Annotated in this window: 13 protein-coding genes; 9 read left to right on the top strand and 4 right to left on the bottom strand. The window is 65.4% G+C overall.

Translation table 11 applies throughout. The annotated features are described in order from the left end of the window. Positions 1-62 precede the first annotated feature (62 nt). The 5 genes from AC2FNS_RS03470 to AC2FNS_RS03450 all read left to right on the top strand — a co-directional run bounded on the left by AC2FNS_RS03470 (position 63) and on the right by AC2FNS_RS03450 (position 9,016). On the top strand, positions 63-1,070 hold the full coding sequence (locus AC2FNS_RS03470) for an AAA family ATPase (RefSeq protein WP_496797624.1): 1,008 nt from the start codon (positions 63-65) through the stop codon (positions 1,068-1,070). Beyond that, positions 1,067-1,942: a DUF58 domain-containing protein gene (locus AC2FNS_RS03465; protein WP_496680059.1), complete on the top strand. Its 876-nt coding sequence runs from the start codon at positions 1,067-1,069 to the stop codon at positions 1,940-1,942. The genes AC2FNS_RS03470 and AC2FNS_RS03465 overlap by 4 nt, the downstream gene beginning before the upstream one ends. After that, positions 1,939-4,701 carry a DUF4159 domain-containing protein gene (locus AC2FNS_RS03460; RefSeq protein WP_496712398.1) on the top strand — a complete coding sequence of 921 codons (2,763 nt, stop codon included), beginning with the start codon at positions 1,939-1,941 and terminating at the stop codon, positions 4,699-4,701. Before AC2FNS_RS03465 ends, AC2FNS_RS03460 begins: the two co-directional genes overlap by 4 nt. After that, positions 4,698-6,740 carry a hypothetical protein gene (locus tag AC2FNS_RS03455; RefSeq protein ID WP_496712400.1) on the top strand — a complete coding sequence of 681 codons (2,043 nt, stop codon included), beginning with the start codon at positions 4,698-4,700 and terminating at the stop codon, positions 6,738-6,740. The genes AC2FNS_RS03460 and AC2FNS_RS03455 overlap by 4 nt, the downstream gene beginning before the upstream one ends. A 65-nt stretch (positions 6,741-6,805) precedes the next feature. Further along, a complete protein-coding gene (locus AC2FNS_RS03450) occupies positions 6,806-9,016 on the top strand; it encodes a response regulator (RefSeq protein WP_496712401.1) in 2,211 nt (736 codons plus the stop codon). A 12-nt stretch (positions 9,017-9,028) separates the two neighbouring features. On the opposite strand, the gene AC2FNS_RS03445 is transcribed toward AC2FNS_RS03450, so the two are convergent. After that, positions 9,029-9,226, bottom strand: coding sequence for a hypothetical protein (locus AC2FNS_RS03445; protein ID WP_496712402.1), 198 nt, complete (start codon positions 9,224-9,226; stop codon positions 9,029-9,031). A 117-nt stretch (positions 9,227-9,343) separates the two neighbouring features. Here AC2FNS_RS03445 and AC2FNS_RS03440 point away from each other — a divergent pair, with 117 nt between their 5' ends. Beyond that, positions 9,344-9,487 carry a hypothetical protein gene (locus AC2FNS_RS03440; protein ID WP_496712403.1) on the top strand — a complete coding sequence of 48 codons (144 nt, stop codon included), beginning with the start codon at positions 9,344-9,346 and terminating at the stop codon, positions 9,485-9,487. Here AC2FNS_RS03440 and yaaA read toward each other — a convergent pair. From yaaA to AC2FNS_RS03425, 3 genes are all read right to left on the bottom strand, one after another. Next, on the bottom strand, positions 9,478-10,248 hold the full coding sequence (gene yaaA / locus AC2FNS_RS03435; protein ID WP_496712404.1) for a peroxide stress protein YaaA: 771 nt from the start codon (positions 10,246-10,248) through the stop codon (positions 9,478-9,480). The genes AC2FNS_RS03440 and yaaA overlap by 10 nt on opposite strands. Positions 10,249-10,282: 34 nt before the next feature. Beyond that, entirely contained in the window at positions 10,283-12,322 is a 2,040-nt protein-coding gene (recQ, locus tag AC2FNS_RS03430) for a DNA helicase RecQ (RefSeq protein WP_496712406.1), read from the bottom strand. Positions 12,323-12,398: 76 nt separating this feature from the next. Further along, positions 12,399-12,686, bottom strand: a complete 288-nt coding sequence (locus AC2FNS_RS03425) for a YggT family protein (protein WP_005980077.1) — start codon at positions 12,684-12,686, stop codon at positions 12,399-12,401. Between the two features lie 131 nt (positions 12,687-12,817). Here AC2FNS_RS03425 and AC2FNS_RS03420 point away from each other — a divergent pair, with 131 nt between their 5' ends. Genes AC2FNS_RS03420 through AC2FNS_RS03410 form a run of 3 tightly spaced genes read left to right on the top strand, consistent with a single transcriptional unit; the run spans position 12,818 to position 15,902 of the window. After that, positions 12,818-14,185 (top strand): MFS transporter, encoded by a 1,368-nt coding sequence (locus AC2FNS_RS03420; protein WP_496712408.1) that lies wholly within the window; start codon positions 12,818-12,820, stop codon positions 14,183-14,185. Beyond that, the gene (gene mepA / locus AC2FNS_RS03415; protein WP_496689519.1) at positions 14,182-15,045 is read left to right on the top strand and encodes a penicillin-insensitive murein endopeptidase; all 864 of its coding nucleotides are present in this window, start codon (positions 14,182-14,184) and stop codon (positions 15,043-15,045) included. The genes AC2FNS_RS03420 and mepA overlap by 4 nt, the downstream gene beginning before the upstream one ends. Next, complete coding sequence (locus tag AC2FNS_RS03410; protein ID WP_496797623.1) at positions 15,018-15,902, top strand: esterase-like activity of phytase family protein; 885 nt, start codon at positions 15,018-15,020, stop codon at positions 15,900-15,902. Before mepA ends, AC2FNS_RS03410 begins: the two co-directional genes overlap by 28 nt. Positions 15,903-15,947 lie beyond the last annotated feature (45 nt).

Genomic DNA, 15,947 nt, shown 5'->3' with positions numbered 1-15,947 from the left:
TTTTGCCATTTCCTCGCAGCGCGATACACTTCATCTATACTAAGTCCACGGAAGGGAAAGTCATGACCGAACCTGCCGACCTCGTGTCCGAGATCGAAGCGCTGGAAGCGAAACTGCAACAGGCCAAATCCTCGATCACCCGCCGCTTCATCGGGCAGGAGAGGGTCGTCGACCTGACGCTGACCGCGCTGCTGTGTGGCGGTCATGCCCTGCTGATCGGGCTGCCGGGCCTGGGCAAGACGCGGCTGGTGGAAACCCTGTCCACCGTCATGGGCCTGCATGGCAATCGCATCCAGTTCACCCCCGACCTGATGCCGGCCGACATTCTGGGGTCCGAGGTTCTGGACACCGCCGAGGATGGCAGCCGCCATTTCCGATTCATTCCCGGCCCGATCTTCTGTGAACTCTTGATGGCGGACGAGATCAACCGCGCCAGCCCGCGCACCCAGTCGGCGCTGCTGCAGGCGATGCAGGAACGCAGGGTGACCGTCGCGGGCGAGGATCGCGCACTGGGCGTGCCGTTCCACGTGCTTGCCACCCAGAACCCGATCGAACAGGAGGGCACCTATCCGCTGCCCGAGGCCCAGCTGGACCGTTTCCTGGTGCAGATAGACGTGAACTATCCCGACCGCCAGACCGAGCGTGACATCCTGCTGGCCACCACCGGCGTGGCCGAGGAGGAAGCGCACCAGATCTTCACCAAGGAAGAACTGCTGGCCGCGCAGGTTCTGCTGCGCCGGATGCCGGTGGGCGAGTCGGTGGTCGAACTGATCCTTGATCTGGTGCGCGCGTTCCGCCCCGAAGAACCCGGCGTGTCCGAGCGCGTGTCCGAGACCGTCGCCTGGGGCCCCGGTCCGCGCGCGGCGCAGGCGCTGATGATGACGGTGCGGGCGCGGGCGATGCTGCAGGGCCGGCTGGCCCCCAATGCCGAAGATGTGCTGGACATGGCGCGCCCGGTGCTGAGCCACCGGATGGCGCTGAACTTCGCCGCGCGGGCGCGCGGTGACAGCCTGGCCGACCTGATCGGAACCACCGCGGCCGGGCTTGTCCGGGCCGAGGCGGCCGCGTGAACGCGGTCCGCACCCTTCGCGAAAGATCCGAGGCCGAAGCGTCCCGGCTGCCGCCGCTGTTGGCGCGGGCCGAACACCTGGCCGGAACCGTGCTGCTGGGTGATCACGGCCGGCGGCGTTCGGGGTTGGGCGATGATTTCTGGCAATACCGACCGGCCCAGATCGGCGACAGCCGGCGGATGATCGACCATCGCCGCTCGGCCCGCGGCGATCAGCAATATGTGCGCGAACGCGAATGGCAGATCGCGCAGTCGATCATGCTGTGGGTCGATCAGGGTGCCTCGATGCGCTTTGCGTCCGACAAATCCCTGCCCACCAAGGCCGACCGGGCCCGCCTGCTGGGGCTGGCCACGGCGATCCTGCTAGTGCGCGGGGGCGAGCGTGTGGGTCTGACCGGAACCACCCTGCCGCCCCGGCGCGGCAATGCCCAGATCATCCGGCTGGCGCAGGCCCTGTCCGAAGATACCGAGGCCGACTACGCCCCGCCCGAACACCGCGCCATGATCCCCCATGCCCGCGCCGTGTTCATCTCTGACTTCCTCGGTCCGCTGGACGAGGTCGAACTGGCCCTGACCAAGGCGGCCGATCGCGGCGTGCGTGGCGTGTTGCTGCAGGTTCTGGACCCGGGCGAGGAGAGCTTCCCCTATCGCGGGCGCACCATCTTCGAAAGCGTCGGCGGCACGGTCCGGCACGAGACCCTCAAGGCCGGAGACCTGCGCGATCGCTATCTGGCGCGGCTGGCGCGACGCAAGGATGACCTAACCCGCCTGTGCCGGGTGACTGGCTGGCAACTGGGCCTGCACCACACCCAAGACAGCGCGCAGGCGGCCCTGTTGTGGCTTTATCGTGCGCTGGACGGAGGGGCGCGATGACAGTTCTGGCGGGCATCGGCTTTACCGCGCCGTGGGTGTTGCTGGGTCTGCTGACCCTGCCGATCCTTTGGCTGATCCTGCGCGCCGTGCCGCCCGCGCCGATCCGACGGCTGTTCCCGGCGGTGACCCTGTTGCTGGGCCTGAAGGACGACGAGAGCGTATCCGACCGCACCCCGTGGTGGTTGTTGCTGCTGCGCATGCTGGCGGCGGCGGCAATTATTGTCGGTCTGGCCGGCCCGGTGCTGAACCCGTCGCGCGACGAAACCGGATCGGGGCCATTGCTGCTGGTGCTGGATGCCAGCTGGGCCGGGGCCACGCGCTGGCCCGCCACACTGGATCAGATCGACGCGCAGCTGACCGAAGCCGGACGGGCCGGGCGCCCGGTCTCGATCCTGCGCCTGACCGAGCCGGAACCGCCCGTCTTCCAGACCGCCGAGGCCTGGCGCAACCGCCTGCCCGGGCTGGTTCCGCAGCCGTGGCAGCCGGACGCGGCGCAGATCGAGCAGGCGTTGGCCGACTTAGCGGGGGTCGAGGGCAGGTTCGACGCGCACTGGTTCACGGACAAGCTGGACTATCCGGGCCGCGAAACCCTACTGTCTGCGCTGCAGGCGCGGGGCGCGGTCACGGTCTATCGCGCGGCGGCGCCGACCCTGGCGCTGCTGCCGGCCACCTATCAGGATGGGGCGATCCGGCTGACCGCGGTGCGCGCCACACCCGGACCGGCGCAGACCGTCACCATCAATGCACAGGGGCGCGACCCGGCGGGCGTGATGCGCCTGCTGCAATCGGTTGAGGTCAGCTTCGACAGCGGCACGACCCAGGCGCAGGCCGATCTGGCGTTGCCGTCCGAACTGCGCGCCCGCATCACTCGGTTCGAGCTGCAGGGCCAGCGGTCGGCCGGGGCGGTGTCGTTGACCGATGACAGCCTGCGCCGGCGCGAGGTCGCCCTGATCGCCGGAACCGTCAACCGCGAGGGGCTGGAGCTGCTTTCGCCACTGCACTACCTGACGCAGGTGCTGATCCCCACTGCCGATTTCGTCGAGGGCGGGCTGGCCGAGGTTCTGCCTGCCAACCCGGATGTGATCGTGCTGGCCGATGTGGCCAAGCTGACCCCCGCCGAACAGGCCGGATTGGTCGAATGGGTCGAACAGGGCGGGCTGCTGCTACGCTTTGCCGGTCCACACATGGCGGCCAGCGATCTGGGCCGCGATGCCGAAGACGTCCTGCTGCCGGTACGGCTGCGCAGCGGTGGCCGCTCGGTCGGCGGCGCGATGAGCTGGGGCGAAGCCAAGGGGTTGGCGCCTTTCCAGGAAGGCTCGCCCTTTTACGGGTTGCGCATCCCCGACGATGTGACCGTCAGCACCCAGGTGATGGCGCAGCCCGACCCGAACCTGGCCGACCGGGTGATCGCCGCGCTGTCGGATGGCACGCCGCTGGTGACGCGCAAGCCGCTGGGCCTGGGTCAGGTGGTGCTGTTCCATGTCACCGCCGATGCCGAATGGTCGACCCTGCCGCTGTCGGGCCTGTTCGTCGAAATGCTCGACCGGCTCGCCGTGGCCTCGGCCGCCAAGACGCGGCAGGTCGAACAGCTGCAAGGCACCACGTGGGAGCCGATTCAGGTGATGGACGGGTTCGGAACCCTGTCCGACGCGGGCAATCTGGCCGGTGTCGATGGCCCCGCGCTGGTGTCCGGCGCATTGGGGCCCGACCTGCGCCCGGGTCTGTATGAAAGCGGCAAGCAGAAGCTGGCCCTGAACGTGCTGACCGAGGACAGCACGCTGCGCCCGATAAGCTGGCCTGCGGATGTGCCCATCAAGGGGCAGGAGGTCAGTGCCGAGACCCCGATCGGGGGGCTGCTGCTGAGCCTCGCCCTGATCCTGCTGGCGGTTGACGTTGTGGCCTCGCTGGCGCTGTCGGGGCGTCTGGGGCTGGCGCGGGCGGCGGCGGTGGCGCTGGGCGCGGTTCTGATCGTACCGCAGGCGAAGGCGCAGACGCCGGAAGAGACCGAATTCGCCCTGCGGGCGACCAAGGAATTGGTGCTGGCCCATGTCCTGACCGGCAATGCCCAGGTCGATGATGTCGCCCATGCCGGGTTGCGCGGCCTGTCGCAGACCCTGACCTATCGCACATCCGTCGAACCGGCCGAGCCCATGGGTGTGGACCTCGAACGTGACGAACTGGCCTTCTTCCCGCTGCTCTACTGGCCGATCACACCGGATCAGCCCCAGCCCTCGGCTGAGGCTTATGCCAGACTGAACGCCTATCTGCGATCGGGCGGGATGATCCTGTTCGACACGCGCGATGCCGACATCGCCGGGTTCGGCGCCGCCAGTCCCAATGGGCGCAAGCTGCAGCAGCTGGCGACTCCGCTGAATATCCCTGCGTTAGAGCCTGTTCCGCGCGATCACGTCCTGACCCGAACCTTCTATCTGTTGCAGGATTTCCCAGGGCGCTATGCCGGAACCGAGATCTGGGTCGAGGCCGCGCCCCCAGACGCTGAACAGATCGAAGGCATGCCCTTCCGCAACCTCAACGATAACGTCACTCCGGTGGTGATTGGTGGCAACGACTGGGCCGGGGCTTGGGCAGTCGACCGGAACGGGCAGGCGTTGCTGCCGGTCGGGCGCGGCTATGCCGGAGAACGCCAGCGCGAGCTGGCCAACCGGTTCGGCGTCAATCTGGTCATGCACGTGCTGACCGGGAATTACAAATCCGATCAGGTGCACGTGCCTGCTCTGCTTGACAGGTTGGGCCAATGACCGGTTCCGTCATCTTTGACCCGCTGATCCCGTGGCCCGCTCTGGTCGCCATTGGTTCGATCGCTTTGGCCGCGACGGTCCTGGCGCTGTGGCGCGGGCTGTCGGGCTGGGCGTTGCGCGGTCTGGCGGCGCTGGTACTTTTGGCGGCCTTGTCCGGCCCGGTCTACCAGATCGAGGACCGCGCTCCGCTGACCGACATCGTGCTGATGATCGAGGATGAAAGCGCCAGCCAAACCCTATCTGACCGCGCCGAACAGACCACGCAGACCGCCGAGGCCCTGGCTGCCGAGATCGAGGCCCGCGACAACACCGAACTGCGCCGCATCACCGTGGGCGACGGCGACGGGGACGAAGGCACTCAGGTCATGGCAGCGCTGAATGCGGCGCTGGCCGAGGAACCCCGCGCCCGCATCGCCGGTATTCTGATCCTGTCGGACGGCATCGTGCATGACGTCGATCAGGCCCCGGATCTGCCCGCGCCAATGCACCTGTTGCAGACCGGTCGCGCGCAGGATTGGGACCGCCGCCTGATCGTGCGCAACGCTCCCGCCTTTGCCATCATCGGCGAGCCGGTCACGCTGACCCTGCGGGTCGAAGACAGCGGCGCCGCGCCCACCGGTGCAGTCTCGGCCCCGTTGGAAATTGCCGTGGACGGTGGTGAGCCGCAGCAATTCAGCATCCCGATCGGCGTGGATGTCGAGCTGCCGGTGACCCTGCCCCATGGCGGGCGCAACGTCATCCAGTTCACCGTTCCGCAGGCTGATGGCGAACTGACCGACCGCAACAACACTGCCTTGATCCAGATGAACGGGGTGCGCGATCGGCTGCGCGTTCTGCTGGTCTCGGGCTCGCCGCATCCGGGCGGGCGCACCTGGCGCAATCTGCTGAAATCCGACAGCTCGGTCGACCTGGTGCATTTCACCATCCTTCGCCCGCCCGAGAAACAGGACGGGGTTCCAGTGGACGAACTGTCGCTGATCGCATTCCCCACGCGTGAGCTGTTTCTGGAGAAGATCAACGATTTCGACCTGATCATCTTTGACCGCTACAAGCGGCGCGGCATCCTGCCGGCGATCTACCTGGACAACGTGACCAACTATATCAATGACGGCGGGGCGGTGCTGATCGCGGCCGGGCCGGATTTCGCGACCGCCGACAGCATTTTCCGCTCACCCCTGTCCGCGATCCTGCCCGCACAGCCCACGGCCCGCGTGATCGAGGATCGCTATGTGCCCACGGTGACCGACCTGGGTCAGCGGCACCCTGTGACCTCCGATCTGGGCGAGGACGGTGAATGGGGCGCGTGGCTGCGGCAAATCGACGTCCAACAACGCGCGGGCGAGGTGTTGATGACCGGGGTCGACGACCGGCCGCTGCTGGTGCTGGACCGGGTGGGTGAAGGGCGCGTGGCGCTGCTGGCCTCGGATCACGCCTGGCTGTGGAGCCGCGGATACGAGGGCGGTGGCCCGCAACTGGAACTGCTGCGCCGTCTGGCTCACTGGATGATGAAGGAACCCGAGCTCGAGGAAGAGGCGCTGTGGGCCGAGGCCAACGGCCAGTCGATGCGCATCATCCGCCAGACCCTGAACGAAGAGGTCGGCCCCGTCACCGTCACCCGCCCCAATGGCGAAACGCTCGAGGTGCCGCTGCGCGAGATGTCGCCCGGCCGGTTCGAGGCGCAGTATTTCGGCCCAGAGATCGGCCTCTACCGCTTGCAGGAAGGGGACCTGACTGCCGTGATCGGCCTGGGCCCGGCCGCGCCGCGGGAATTCGAGCGCACAATCGCCACCCCCGAGATTCTTGCGCCGGTCATGGCGGCCATGCGCGGCGGTGCGATCCGTGTCGAGGACGGGCTGCCGGCCATCCGCAACGTGCGCGCGGGACGCCCGGCGGCCGGACGCGGCTGGATCGGGCTGACCCCGCGCGAGGCGTATGAAACCCGCGACGTGACTCAGGCGGGCCTGCTCCCGCCCTGGCTGGTTCTGCTGCTGGCGGGGGGCTTTCTGTTGGCCGGCTGGCTGCGTGAGGGGCGTGGCTGAGGCGTTTTAAACAGATTTTCACGCTCTGCCGGAATCCTGTGTCCGAACGGACCTGGAAAATAACAATGAGCCTTGCTGAAAAACTGGCACAGGAACGGCGCGCGCGGTTGGCGGCCGAACGCATGTTGGCGTTGAAACAGGCCGAATTGTCGTCGGCCAATCAAAAGCTGGGTGAATACGCCCTGGCGCTGACCAAGCGGATCGGCGAAACCCAGGCCGAGGTTGCGACCGTTCGGGACGAGAATGAAAGGGTCAAATCCGACCTGACCATCGCACATGCCAAGATCGAAGTGGCCGAGCGCCGCCTGTGGCATTCGATCCAGACCATTCAGGACGGGTTCGCATTCTTTGACGGCAATGATCGCCTGATCAGCGCCAATACCGCCTATCTGAGCGTATTTGAAGGGCTGGATGAGGTCGCGCCAGGCGTCTCGTATCAACGCATACTCGATCTGCTGACCGACGAGGGGATCATCATCATCGCCGACGAAGAGGCCGAGACGTGGAAAGCCCGGATGCGGCGGCGCTGGGCCCGGATGGCCCCTCCGCCCGAGGTGATCCAGCTGTGGAACGGGCAGTACATCAAGCTGATCGACCAGCGTGGGCAAGGGGGCGACGTGGTCAGCCTGGCGCTGAACATCACCGCCTCGGTCCAGCACGAGGCGCAGTTGCAGGCCGCGCGCGACAAGGCCGAGGCAGCCAACCGGGCCAAGTCGGCCTTTCTGGCCAACATGAGCCACGAAATTCGAACCCCGATGAACGGCATCGTCGGGATGACCGACCTGTTGTCGGAAACCCTGATGAACGACGAACAGCGGCTCTATGTCGATACGATCCGCGCCTCGGGCGAGGCGTTGCTGGTCATCATCAACGACGTTCTGGACTACTCCAAGATCGAGGCCGACAAGCTTGAACTGCATCCCGAGGAATTCGACCTGGAACGTTGCATCCTCGAGGTCGCGACGTTGCTGCAACCCACGGTGCGCGACAAGGGGCTGACCCTTCTGGTCGACTACGACCTGTTTCTACCCACGCTGTTCGTGGGCGATCCGGGCCGCGTGCGGCAGGTCCTGACCAACCTGGTCGGAAACGCGGTCAAGTTCACGCCCCAGGGGCATGTGCTGATCCGGGTCACCGGGGTGCCGAATGCCGAACGGAAGACTTGCGACATCCACGTCGCGATCGAGGATACGGGCATCGGGATTCCGCCCGACAAGATCGACCACATCTTCGGCGAGTTCAACCAGATCGAGGACGCCAAATCCCGCGAGTTCGACGGCACCGGGCTTGGGCTGGCCATCAGCAAGCGGCTGATCACGATGATGGGCGGCGCCATCTGGGTTGAAAGCGATCCTGGCAAAGGGTCCTGTTTCGGGTTCCGCCTGACGCTGCCCACCGCCGAGGGGGCGCAGCCCGCCCCGCCGCCGGATCTTGCGGACCGGTTGAAACATGTCGTCCTGGTCGAGGATCTTGCCGTCAACCGGGCGATTCTGGGCAAGCAGCTGCGACGGCTCGGGGCCGAGGTGACGGACTGCGCCACCGGCACCCAGGCCTTGTCGGCGATGCAAGGGTCGGTGGATCTTGTGCTGTGCAACCATGATCTGCCCGACATGGATGGGTTGGAACTGGCGGCGACGTTGCGCAGCCGGGGCTGGGACAAGGTGCCGATCGTGCTGATTTCGGCGAATCCGGGCATCATTCATGCTGACCCCAACCACCACCTGATCCAGGGCGTTCTGAAGAAGCCGATCCCGCGGGCTGAACTGTTCTCGCGCCTGATGGATTTGGGGGGTGGTGTATTGCCGCGACCCAGAGCGGCGGACTTTGCCACTGCCCCGGTGCGCATGGCGAGCGGGAAACGACGTCTCATGCGGGTTCTGGCGGCCGAGGACAACCGGACAAACCAGCTGATCCTGACGAAAATGACCAAGGGCCTGAACATCGAGCTGCGACTGGCGGCCAACGGGCTCGAGGCGGTCGCGGCCTATGACGAATTCGAACCCGACCTGATTTTCATGGATATTTCGATGCCGAAGATGGACGGCAAGCAGACGACCGAGGAAATACGGCGCAAAGAGATCGGAACGGGCCGGCACGTCCCGATCGTGGCCCTGACGGCCCATGCGATGATGGGCGACAGAGAGAACATCCTTGCGGCGGGTCTGGATCATTTTCTGACCAAGCCCCTGCAGAAGAAGCTGATCTGCGAAATGATCCAGGCGCATTGCCCGACGGGTGCTCAACCCGTCATTGTCGAGCCAGCCGGTGCGGTTTAGGCGGGCGCCATGTCACAGGAACGAGGTTTTCGCCCCCGCGCCTTGGGCGAAATTGCAATACGCTGCGCCAACATGGCGGCGATGGTTGACTTCTAGGAAAACGTCATCGGGCTGACCCGCCTGCATGGCGGTCATGATAGGGCGATCGCATTCTTTCGGATTGCGGAAGGGTTCGACGGGCACATACAGGTTCTGGCGCTGTTTCACCATGGGGCAGCGCCGCGGTCGGGTTTACACCCCACTGCTGCCGACAAACCCATGACTGGGGCGCAATCGTCGCTGCACCATATCGCCTTGTCTCTTCCGTTTGCGGAACAGGAGGTCGTCATGCGCTGGTATGATCAAATCGGCCAGCCCTATCGCGTCGAACGGTTCGGCTGGATCGGTTGGCGCGGCGTGTTTACCACGGACCCCGAGGGCAACACGGTCGAGCTGGTGGCATATGATGCATCGATGCTGGATCAGGCCTGATAGGGGCGCACGAATACCGGTTTGTCCGGTTCCGACAAATCAGACCGATACACATAGCCGCCGGTGTCGAAATCCTGCAGGCTCTCCGGATCGGTCAGTCGGTGTTGAATGATGTACCGCGCCATTGAGCCGCGAGCCTTCTTGGCGAAAAAGCTGACGATCTTGGGCACGCCGTCCTTGTCCTCCATGAAAACCGGGGTGATGACCCGTAGCTTCATAGCCTTGGGATCGACCGCGCCGAAATATTCCTGGCTGGCGCAGTTCACCAGCGTATCGGTGCCCAGTGCCTCGGCCTGCGCGTTCAGCGCCTTGCTCAGCTGGTCGCGCCAGTACTCATACAGGTTGGTGCCACGCCGGGTCTTGAGCCGGCTGCCCATTTCCAGCCGATAGGGCTGAATGGCGTCCAGCGGGCGCAGCAGGCCATAAAGCCCCGACAGGATACGCAGATGATCCTGCGCCCAGGCCAGTTCGTCGGCGTCCAACGACGCCGCCTCGAGCCCCTGATAGGTGTCGCCGGCAAAGGCCAGCGCGGCCGGGCGGGTGGCTTCGGGCTGCGGCGCGTCGGCAAAGGCGCGGAACCGGTCGCGGTTCATCCGGGCCAGATCGTCACTGAGGCTCATCAGCTTTTTCAGATCCCCCAGCGTCAGGTTGCGCGCGGTTTTCGCCAACCGGATCGCGTCGTCCTGAAAATCGGGCTGGGTCGGTGCAACGTCCCGCTCTGCCCAGTCCAGCCGCTTGGCCGGAGAGATCACCACCAGCATGTCTGCCCCCTTTTTCGTGCCTGCCCGTCGATACCTAGCCCGCCGCGCGCAGCACGTCCAGAAATGCGGCGGCGAAACGTTCGGCGCGGCGGTCGCCCAGAATCTGCTCCAGCGCGCGTTCGTCGCAAGGGCGCATCTGCGCCACCTTAGCCAGTTGCGCGGCAGAGCAGCTCAGTGGTTTGTCGATCCCGTCCGGGCCTCGGGCCAGCTGCGCCTGCACCTCGAGCAGTCGGTCGTAGATATCGCCCTGTTCGCGCCCTGCCAGCTTGCGGCGCGCCGGATGCAGCGCCTGCGCCTCGCCTGCGATCACCTCAAGGAAGGTATCGCCATAGCGGTCCAGCTTTTTCGCGCCAACACCGCCGATCCGGGCCATCTCGTCCAGCGTCATGGGGCGTTTTTCCGCCATCTCGATCAGCGTGCGGTCGGGAAAGATGACATAGGCGGGCACGCGGGCGGCCTCGGCCAGCGCGCGGCGCTTGGCCTTGAGCGCCGAAAGCAGGGGCGCGTCCTCCTCTGAAACCATCATCTTGACCGCGGGCCGCCGGGTGGCCTTGCGCAGCGTATCCTTGCGCAGGGTGATCTGCGCCTCGCCCTTCAGGATCGGCTTGGCGGCCTCGGTCATGCGCAGCGCGCCGTGGCGTTCGGGGTCGGGGCGCACCAGGTCGTGGCCCATCATCTGTCGGAAGATCGCCTGCCATTGCGGGCGCGACCAGTCCTTGCCAATGCCGTAGGTGGGCAATTCGTCATGCCGCCGCGCGCGGATCTTGTCGGTGTCGTTGCCCAGAAGGATGTCGATCAGGTGCCCCGAACCAAACCATTCCTCGGTGCGCAGGATTGCCGAAAGGGCCATGCGCACGGGCGTGGTGCCGTCGAACAGCTCGGGCGGGCTGTCGCACAGGTCACATTTGCCGCAGGGCTCGGCCTGTTCCCCGAAATAACCCAGCAGAGTCTGGCGGCGGCAGTGCAGCGCCTCGGCCAGACCCAGCAGCGCGTTCAGACGGGCATGGTCGGCGGCGCGGCGTTCAGGTGGGGCCAGACCCTCGTCGATCTGGCTGCGGCGCAGGCGGATGTCGTCGGGGCCGAACAGGGTCAGGGTTTCCGCCGGCCCACCGTCGCGGCCGGCGCGGCCGATTTCCTGGTAATAGGCCTCGATCGATTTCGGCAGGTCCGCATGGGCGACCCAGCGGATGTCGGGCTTGTCGATGCCCATGCCGAAGGCCACGGTGGCCACCACGATCAGCCCGTCCTCGCGCGCGAAGCGGGTTTCGACGATGCGGCGGTCCTCGGCCTCCATCCCGCCGTGATAGTGGCAGGCGCTGTGGCCTTGTTCGCGCAGGGCCTGCGCCAGCACTTCGGTCTTGTTGCGGGTGCCGCAATAGACGATGCCCGACTGGCCCCGGCGTGCGTCGGCGAAATCCAGGATCTGCTTGCGCGGGCTGTCCTTGGCGGCAAAGGCCAGGTGGATGTTCGGGCGGTCGAAGCCACGCAGGAACTTGCGCGGGGGCTTGCCGTCGAACAGTTTCTCGACGATTTCGTCTTGCGTTTCCGCGTCCGCCGTGGCGGTGAAGGCGGCCAGCGGCACGTCCAGCGCGCGGCGCAGCTCTCCGATCCGCAGGTAGTCGGGGCGGAAATCATGACCCCACTGGCTGACGCAATGGGCCTCGTCCACGGCGATCAGGCTGACATTAATCCGCCGCAGCATCCCCAGCGCCGAGCCCGCCGCCAGCCGTTCGGGCGCCATGTAGAGCAGCTTCAGCCGCCCGGCCTCGAGCGCCTCCCACACGGCGTCGGTTTCCTCGGGCGTGTTGCCCGAGGTCAACGCACCAGCCTCGACACCGGCCTCTTGCAGCCCTCGCACCTGGTCGCGCATCAGCGCAATCAGCGGCGAGATCACCACGGTGACCCCATCGCGCAGCAGGGCAGGTAGCTGATAACACAGGGATTTGCCGCCCCCGGTGGGCATGATCGCCAGCACGTTCTCGCCGGCGGTCACGGCATCGACGATCTCTTCCTGCCCGGGGCGGAACTCATCGAATCCAAAGACATCTCGCAGCAGAGGCGCGGCGTCGAACATGTGCGGGGGTGCCCTGTTTCAAGATTTGACTGCTCTTGAACGGACAATCACACAGTCGGAATCGGGGAACAAGAGGTCAGTAGAAATAGACCGCGTTGTTGATGAGGATGATCCGCAGCGCATAGACCCCGATCAGCACCACCAGCGGCGTCAGGTCCAGACCGCCCATGTTGGGCAGAATGCGGCGGATCGGGCCATAGATCGGCTCGAGCAGGCGGTTCAGGCCGTACCAGATCTGGGCGACCAGCTGTTGATGCAGGTTCAGGACCTGGAAGTTGATCAGCCAGCTCATGATCACATGGGCCAGGATGATGAACCAGACGATGTCCAGGATCAGCAGCAGGATTTGGATCAGCGACAGCATGGGCACCTCGTTTTCCGTACGGGCTGAGACCTAAGTGCCCGGGCGGCAATAGGCAAGCCCGCAGTCACAGAACGCTTGCGAAATGGCCCGAAGGCCCGTCTTATGAAATCAAAAGCAGGCAAGGGGCAGAGATGGCAGAGATTTCCAAGCGCAGGCGCATCTGGGGCTGGTGGTTTTTCGACTGGGCCAGCCAGCCGTATCACACCCTGTTGGTGACCTTTGTCTTTGGCCCTTATTTCGCCGGCGTTGCGGCTGAAAATTATGCAACCGCAGGGATGGATGCCGACGCTGCCGCCGCGCAGGCGCAGACGGTCTGGGCCAACTGCCTGACGATCACCGGGCTGATCATCGCTTTCGGCGCGCCGCTGTTGGGGGCCATGGCCGATGTCTCGGGGCGGCGCATCCCATGGATATTTGCCTTTTCCGTGATGTATGCCGTGGGGTCTGCGGCGCTGTGGTTCACGCTGCCGGACGGGTCGAACATGTGGCTGATGCTGTCGGCCTTCGGTCTGGGCTTCGTGGGGGCGGAATACGCGCTGATCTTCATCAACTCGCAATTGCCCGATCTGGGTGATGACAACGAGGTGGGCGAGATCTCGGGCTCGGGCTTTGCCTTCGGCTATTTCGGCGGGCTGATTTCCCTGGCGATCATGCTGGCGCTGTTCGTCGAGCAGCCCAACGGCAAGACGCTGATCGGGATGGAGCCGCTGTTCGGGCTGGACGCCGGCGCGCGCGAGGGCACGCGCTTTGTGGGGCCGTTCACCGCCGGGTGGTTCATCCTGTTCATGGTCCCGTATTTCCTGTGGGTTCGCGACGATCCGGCAGCCGACAAAAAGGGCAGCGTATCCGAAGCGCTGCGCCTGCTGGGAAAATCCGTGGCCGCTCTGCGGTACCGGGTCAGCCTGGCCAGCTATCTGGGGTCATCGATGTTCTACCGGGATGCGCTGAACGGGCTGTACAGTTTCGGCGGCGTCTATGCGCGGCTGGTGCTGGAGTGGGACCTGATCAAGATCGGCATCTTCGGCATCATCAGCGTGCTGGCTTCGGCGGTCTTCGCCTGGATCGGCGGTAAGCTGGACCGGAAATTCGGCCCCAAGCCGGTGATCCTGACTGCGATCTGGGTCTTGATCCTGGTTTGCACCACCATCGTGTCGATGGACCGGTCGCAGATCTTCGGCATCGCCCTGCCCCAAGGGTCGGGCCTGCCGGACATTGTGTTCTTTGGCTGCGGCATCCTGATCGGCGGGATGGGTGGCATTCTGCAATCGGCCAGCCGGTCGTTGATGGTGCGCCACACCGACCCGACCGCCCCGGTCGAGAGCTTTGGTCTTTATGGTCTGTCGGGCCGCGCCACCGCTTTTGCGGCGCCATTGATGATCGGAATTGCAACAACCGCGACCGGCAGTGCGCGGTTGGGGGTGTCTCCGATCGTCGGGTTGTTTATTCTGGGATTGTTCCTAATGCGCTGGGTCAAACCGGAAGGGGATCAGAGCAGATGATTTCATTACGTTTTTTGGTATTTTTGGCAGGAATTGCGCTAGCCGGGGCGGCCGGGGCCCAACCGCTGGCCAAGCAGTTGTTCGGGGCTCAGAAGTACAGTTCGCAACAAAAACCGGCCGCTTTCGGCAGTTATTCGCGCGGATGCGCGGCCGGATCTGTGCAACTGCCCGAGACCGGACCCACCTGGCAGGCGATGCGTCTGTCGCGCAACCGCAACTGGGGCCATCCGCAATCCATCGACTTCGTGCAGGACCTCAGCCGTTTTGCGGCAAAGCAACCGGGATGGAACGGGCTGTATATCGGGGATATCAGCCAGCCGCGGGGCGGGCCGATGACCTCGGGCCACCGCAGCCACCAGCTGGGCCTCGACATCGACATTTGGATGCTGCCCGGTGACAACATGCGCCTGTCGCGCAAGGCGCGCGAGAATATCTCGTCAATCTCCTTGCGCCGCGCGAACGGCGCCTATGTGAATGGCAACTGGACGAACCAGCACCACGCCATCCTGCGCGAAGCGGCCAAGGACAAACGCGTGGCCCGCATTTTCGTGTTTCCGGGTGCCAAGGTGCAGATGTGCAAGGACGAGACCGGCAACCGTGCCTATCTGCGCAAGATTCGACCCTGGTGGGGGCATCATTATCACTTCCACGTTCGGCTGAACTGCCCGCGCGGTTCGCGCGGTTGCGTCAATCAGGATCCGCCTCCCAAGGGCGACGGCTGCGCCGAGGCCGAACAGTGGGTGCGCAACATCTTGAACCCGCCGCCGCCCGACCCCAACGCGCCGCCTCCGAAGAAACGGCGTGAATATGTTCTGGCGGATCTGCCCCAGCAATGCGCCGCCGTCTTGCAGTCCAACTGATCGCCAGCCTGTTTCTGGCCGGTTCCGCCTGGGCGGTCGAAGTCAAATCGGCCGAATATCTGGGCAGCTTTGCATGGCGCGCCAGCCATGACTGGTTCGGCGGTTTCTCTGCCATCCATGTCTCGGAGGATGGGCAGCAGGCCTGGGTGCTGAGCGACCGGGCCATGCTGGTATCGGCCCGCCTCGACCGGGATGGCGATCGGATCGCCGGGGTGCGCATCGTGTATCATGAACCGCTGAAGTCCAGCCGCGGGCGGGCGCTGCGCGGCGGTGTCGGCGATTCCGAGGGGCTGGCGCTGGCGCCCGACGATAGCTTCTACATCTCGTTCGAAGGTGTGCATCGCGTGGCCCACTACTCAACGCCAAAGGCCCGCGGCCGCGTTCTGCCGCGACCTGCTGAGTTCGACGGGCTGGAGCGGAACGGTTCGTTCGAAGGGCTGGCCATCGACGCGCAGGGCCGCCTGTACACGATGCCCGAGAAAAGCCGCACGGCAAATGGCGACATCCCCGTCTATCGTTGGAACGGGCGCGCCTGGTCCGCGCCCTTCGTCCTGACGCAACGGGGCCGCTTTCTGCCGGTGGCCGCCGATTTCGGCCCTGACGGGCGGTTCTACGTGCTGGAACGCGCGGTGGCTCTGATCGGGTTCCGGTCGCGGCTGCGTCGATGGCAGATCGACGGTGATACACCCACGGCCGAAGAAACCCTGTTTCAGACGGAAACCGGAACCCATGACAACCTCGAGGGGCTGTCCGTCTGGCGCGACGGGCAGGGGCGGTTGCGGGCCACGATGATCTCGGACGACAATTTTCTGGCCCTGCAGCGCACCGAACTGGTCGAATATCTGCTGCCGGATTGACATGGGCCGATCCCGGGTCTAGAAGCGCGGCTTGCCTTGGGAAAC

The organism is Ruegeria sp. BHSA191 (genome assembly GCF_059613325.1).
The sequence above is the reverse complement of the archived record's forward strand: the minus strand, read 5'-3'. Positions and strand labels throughout refer to the sequence as shown.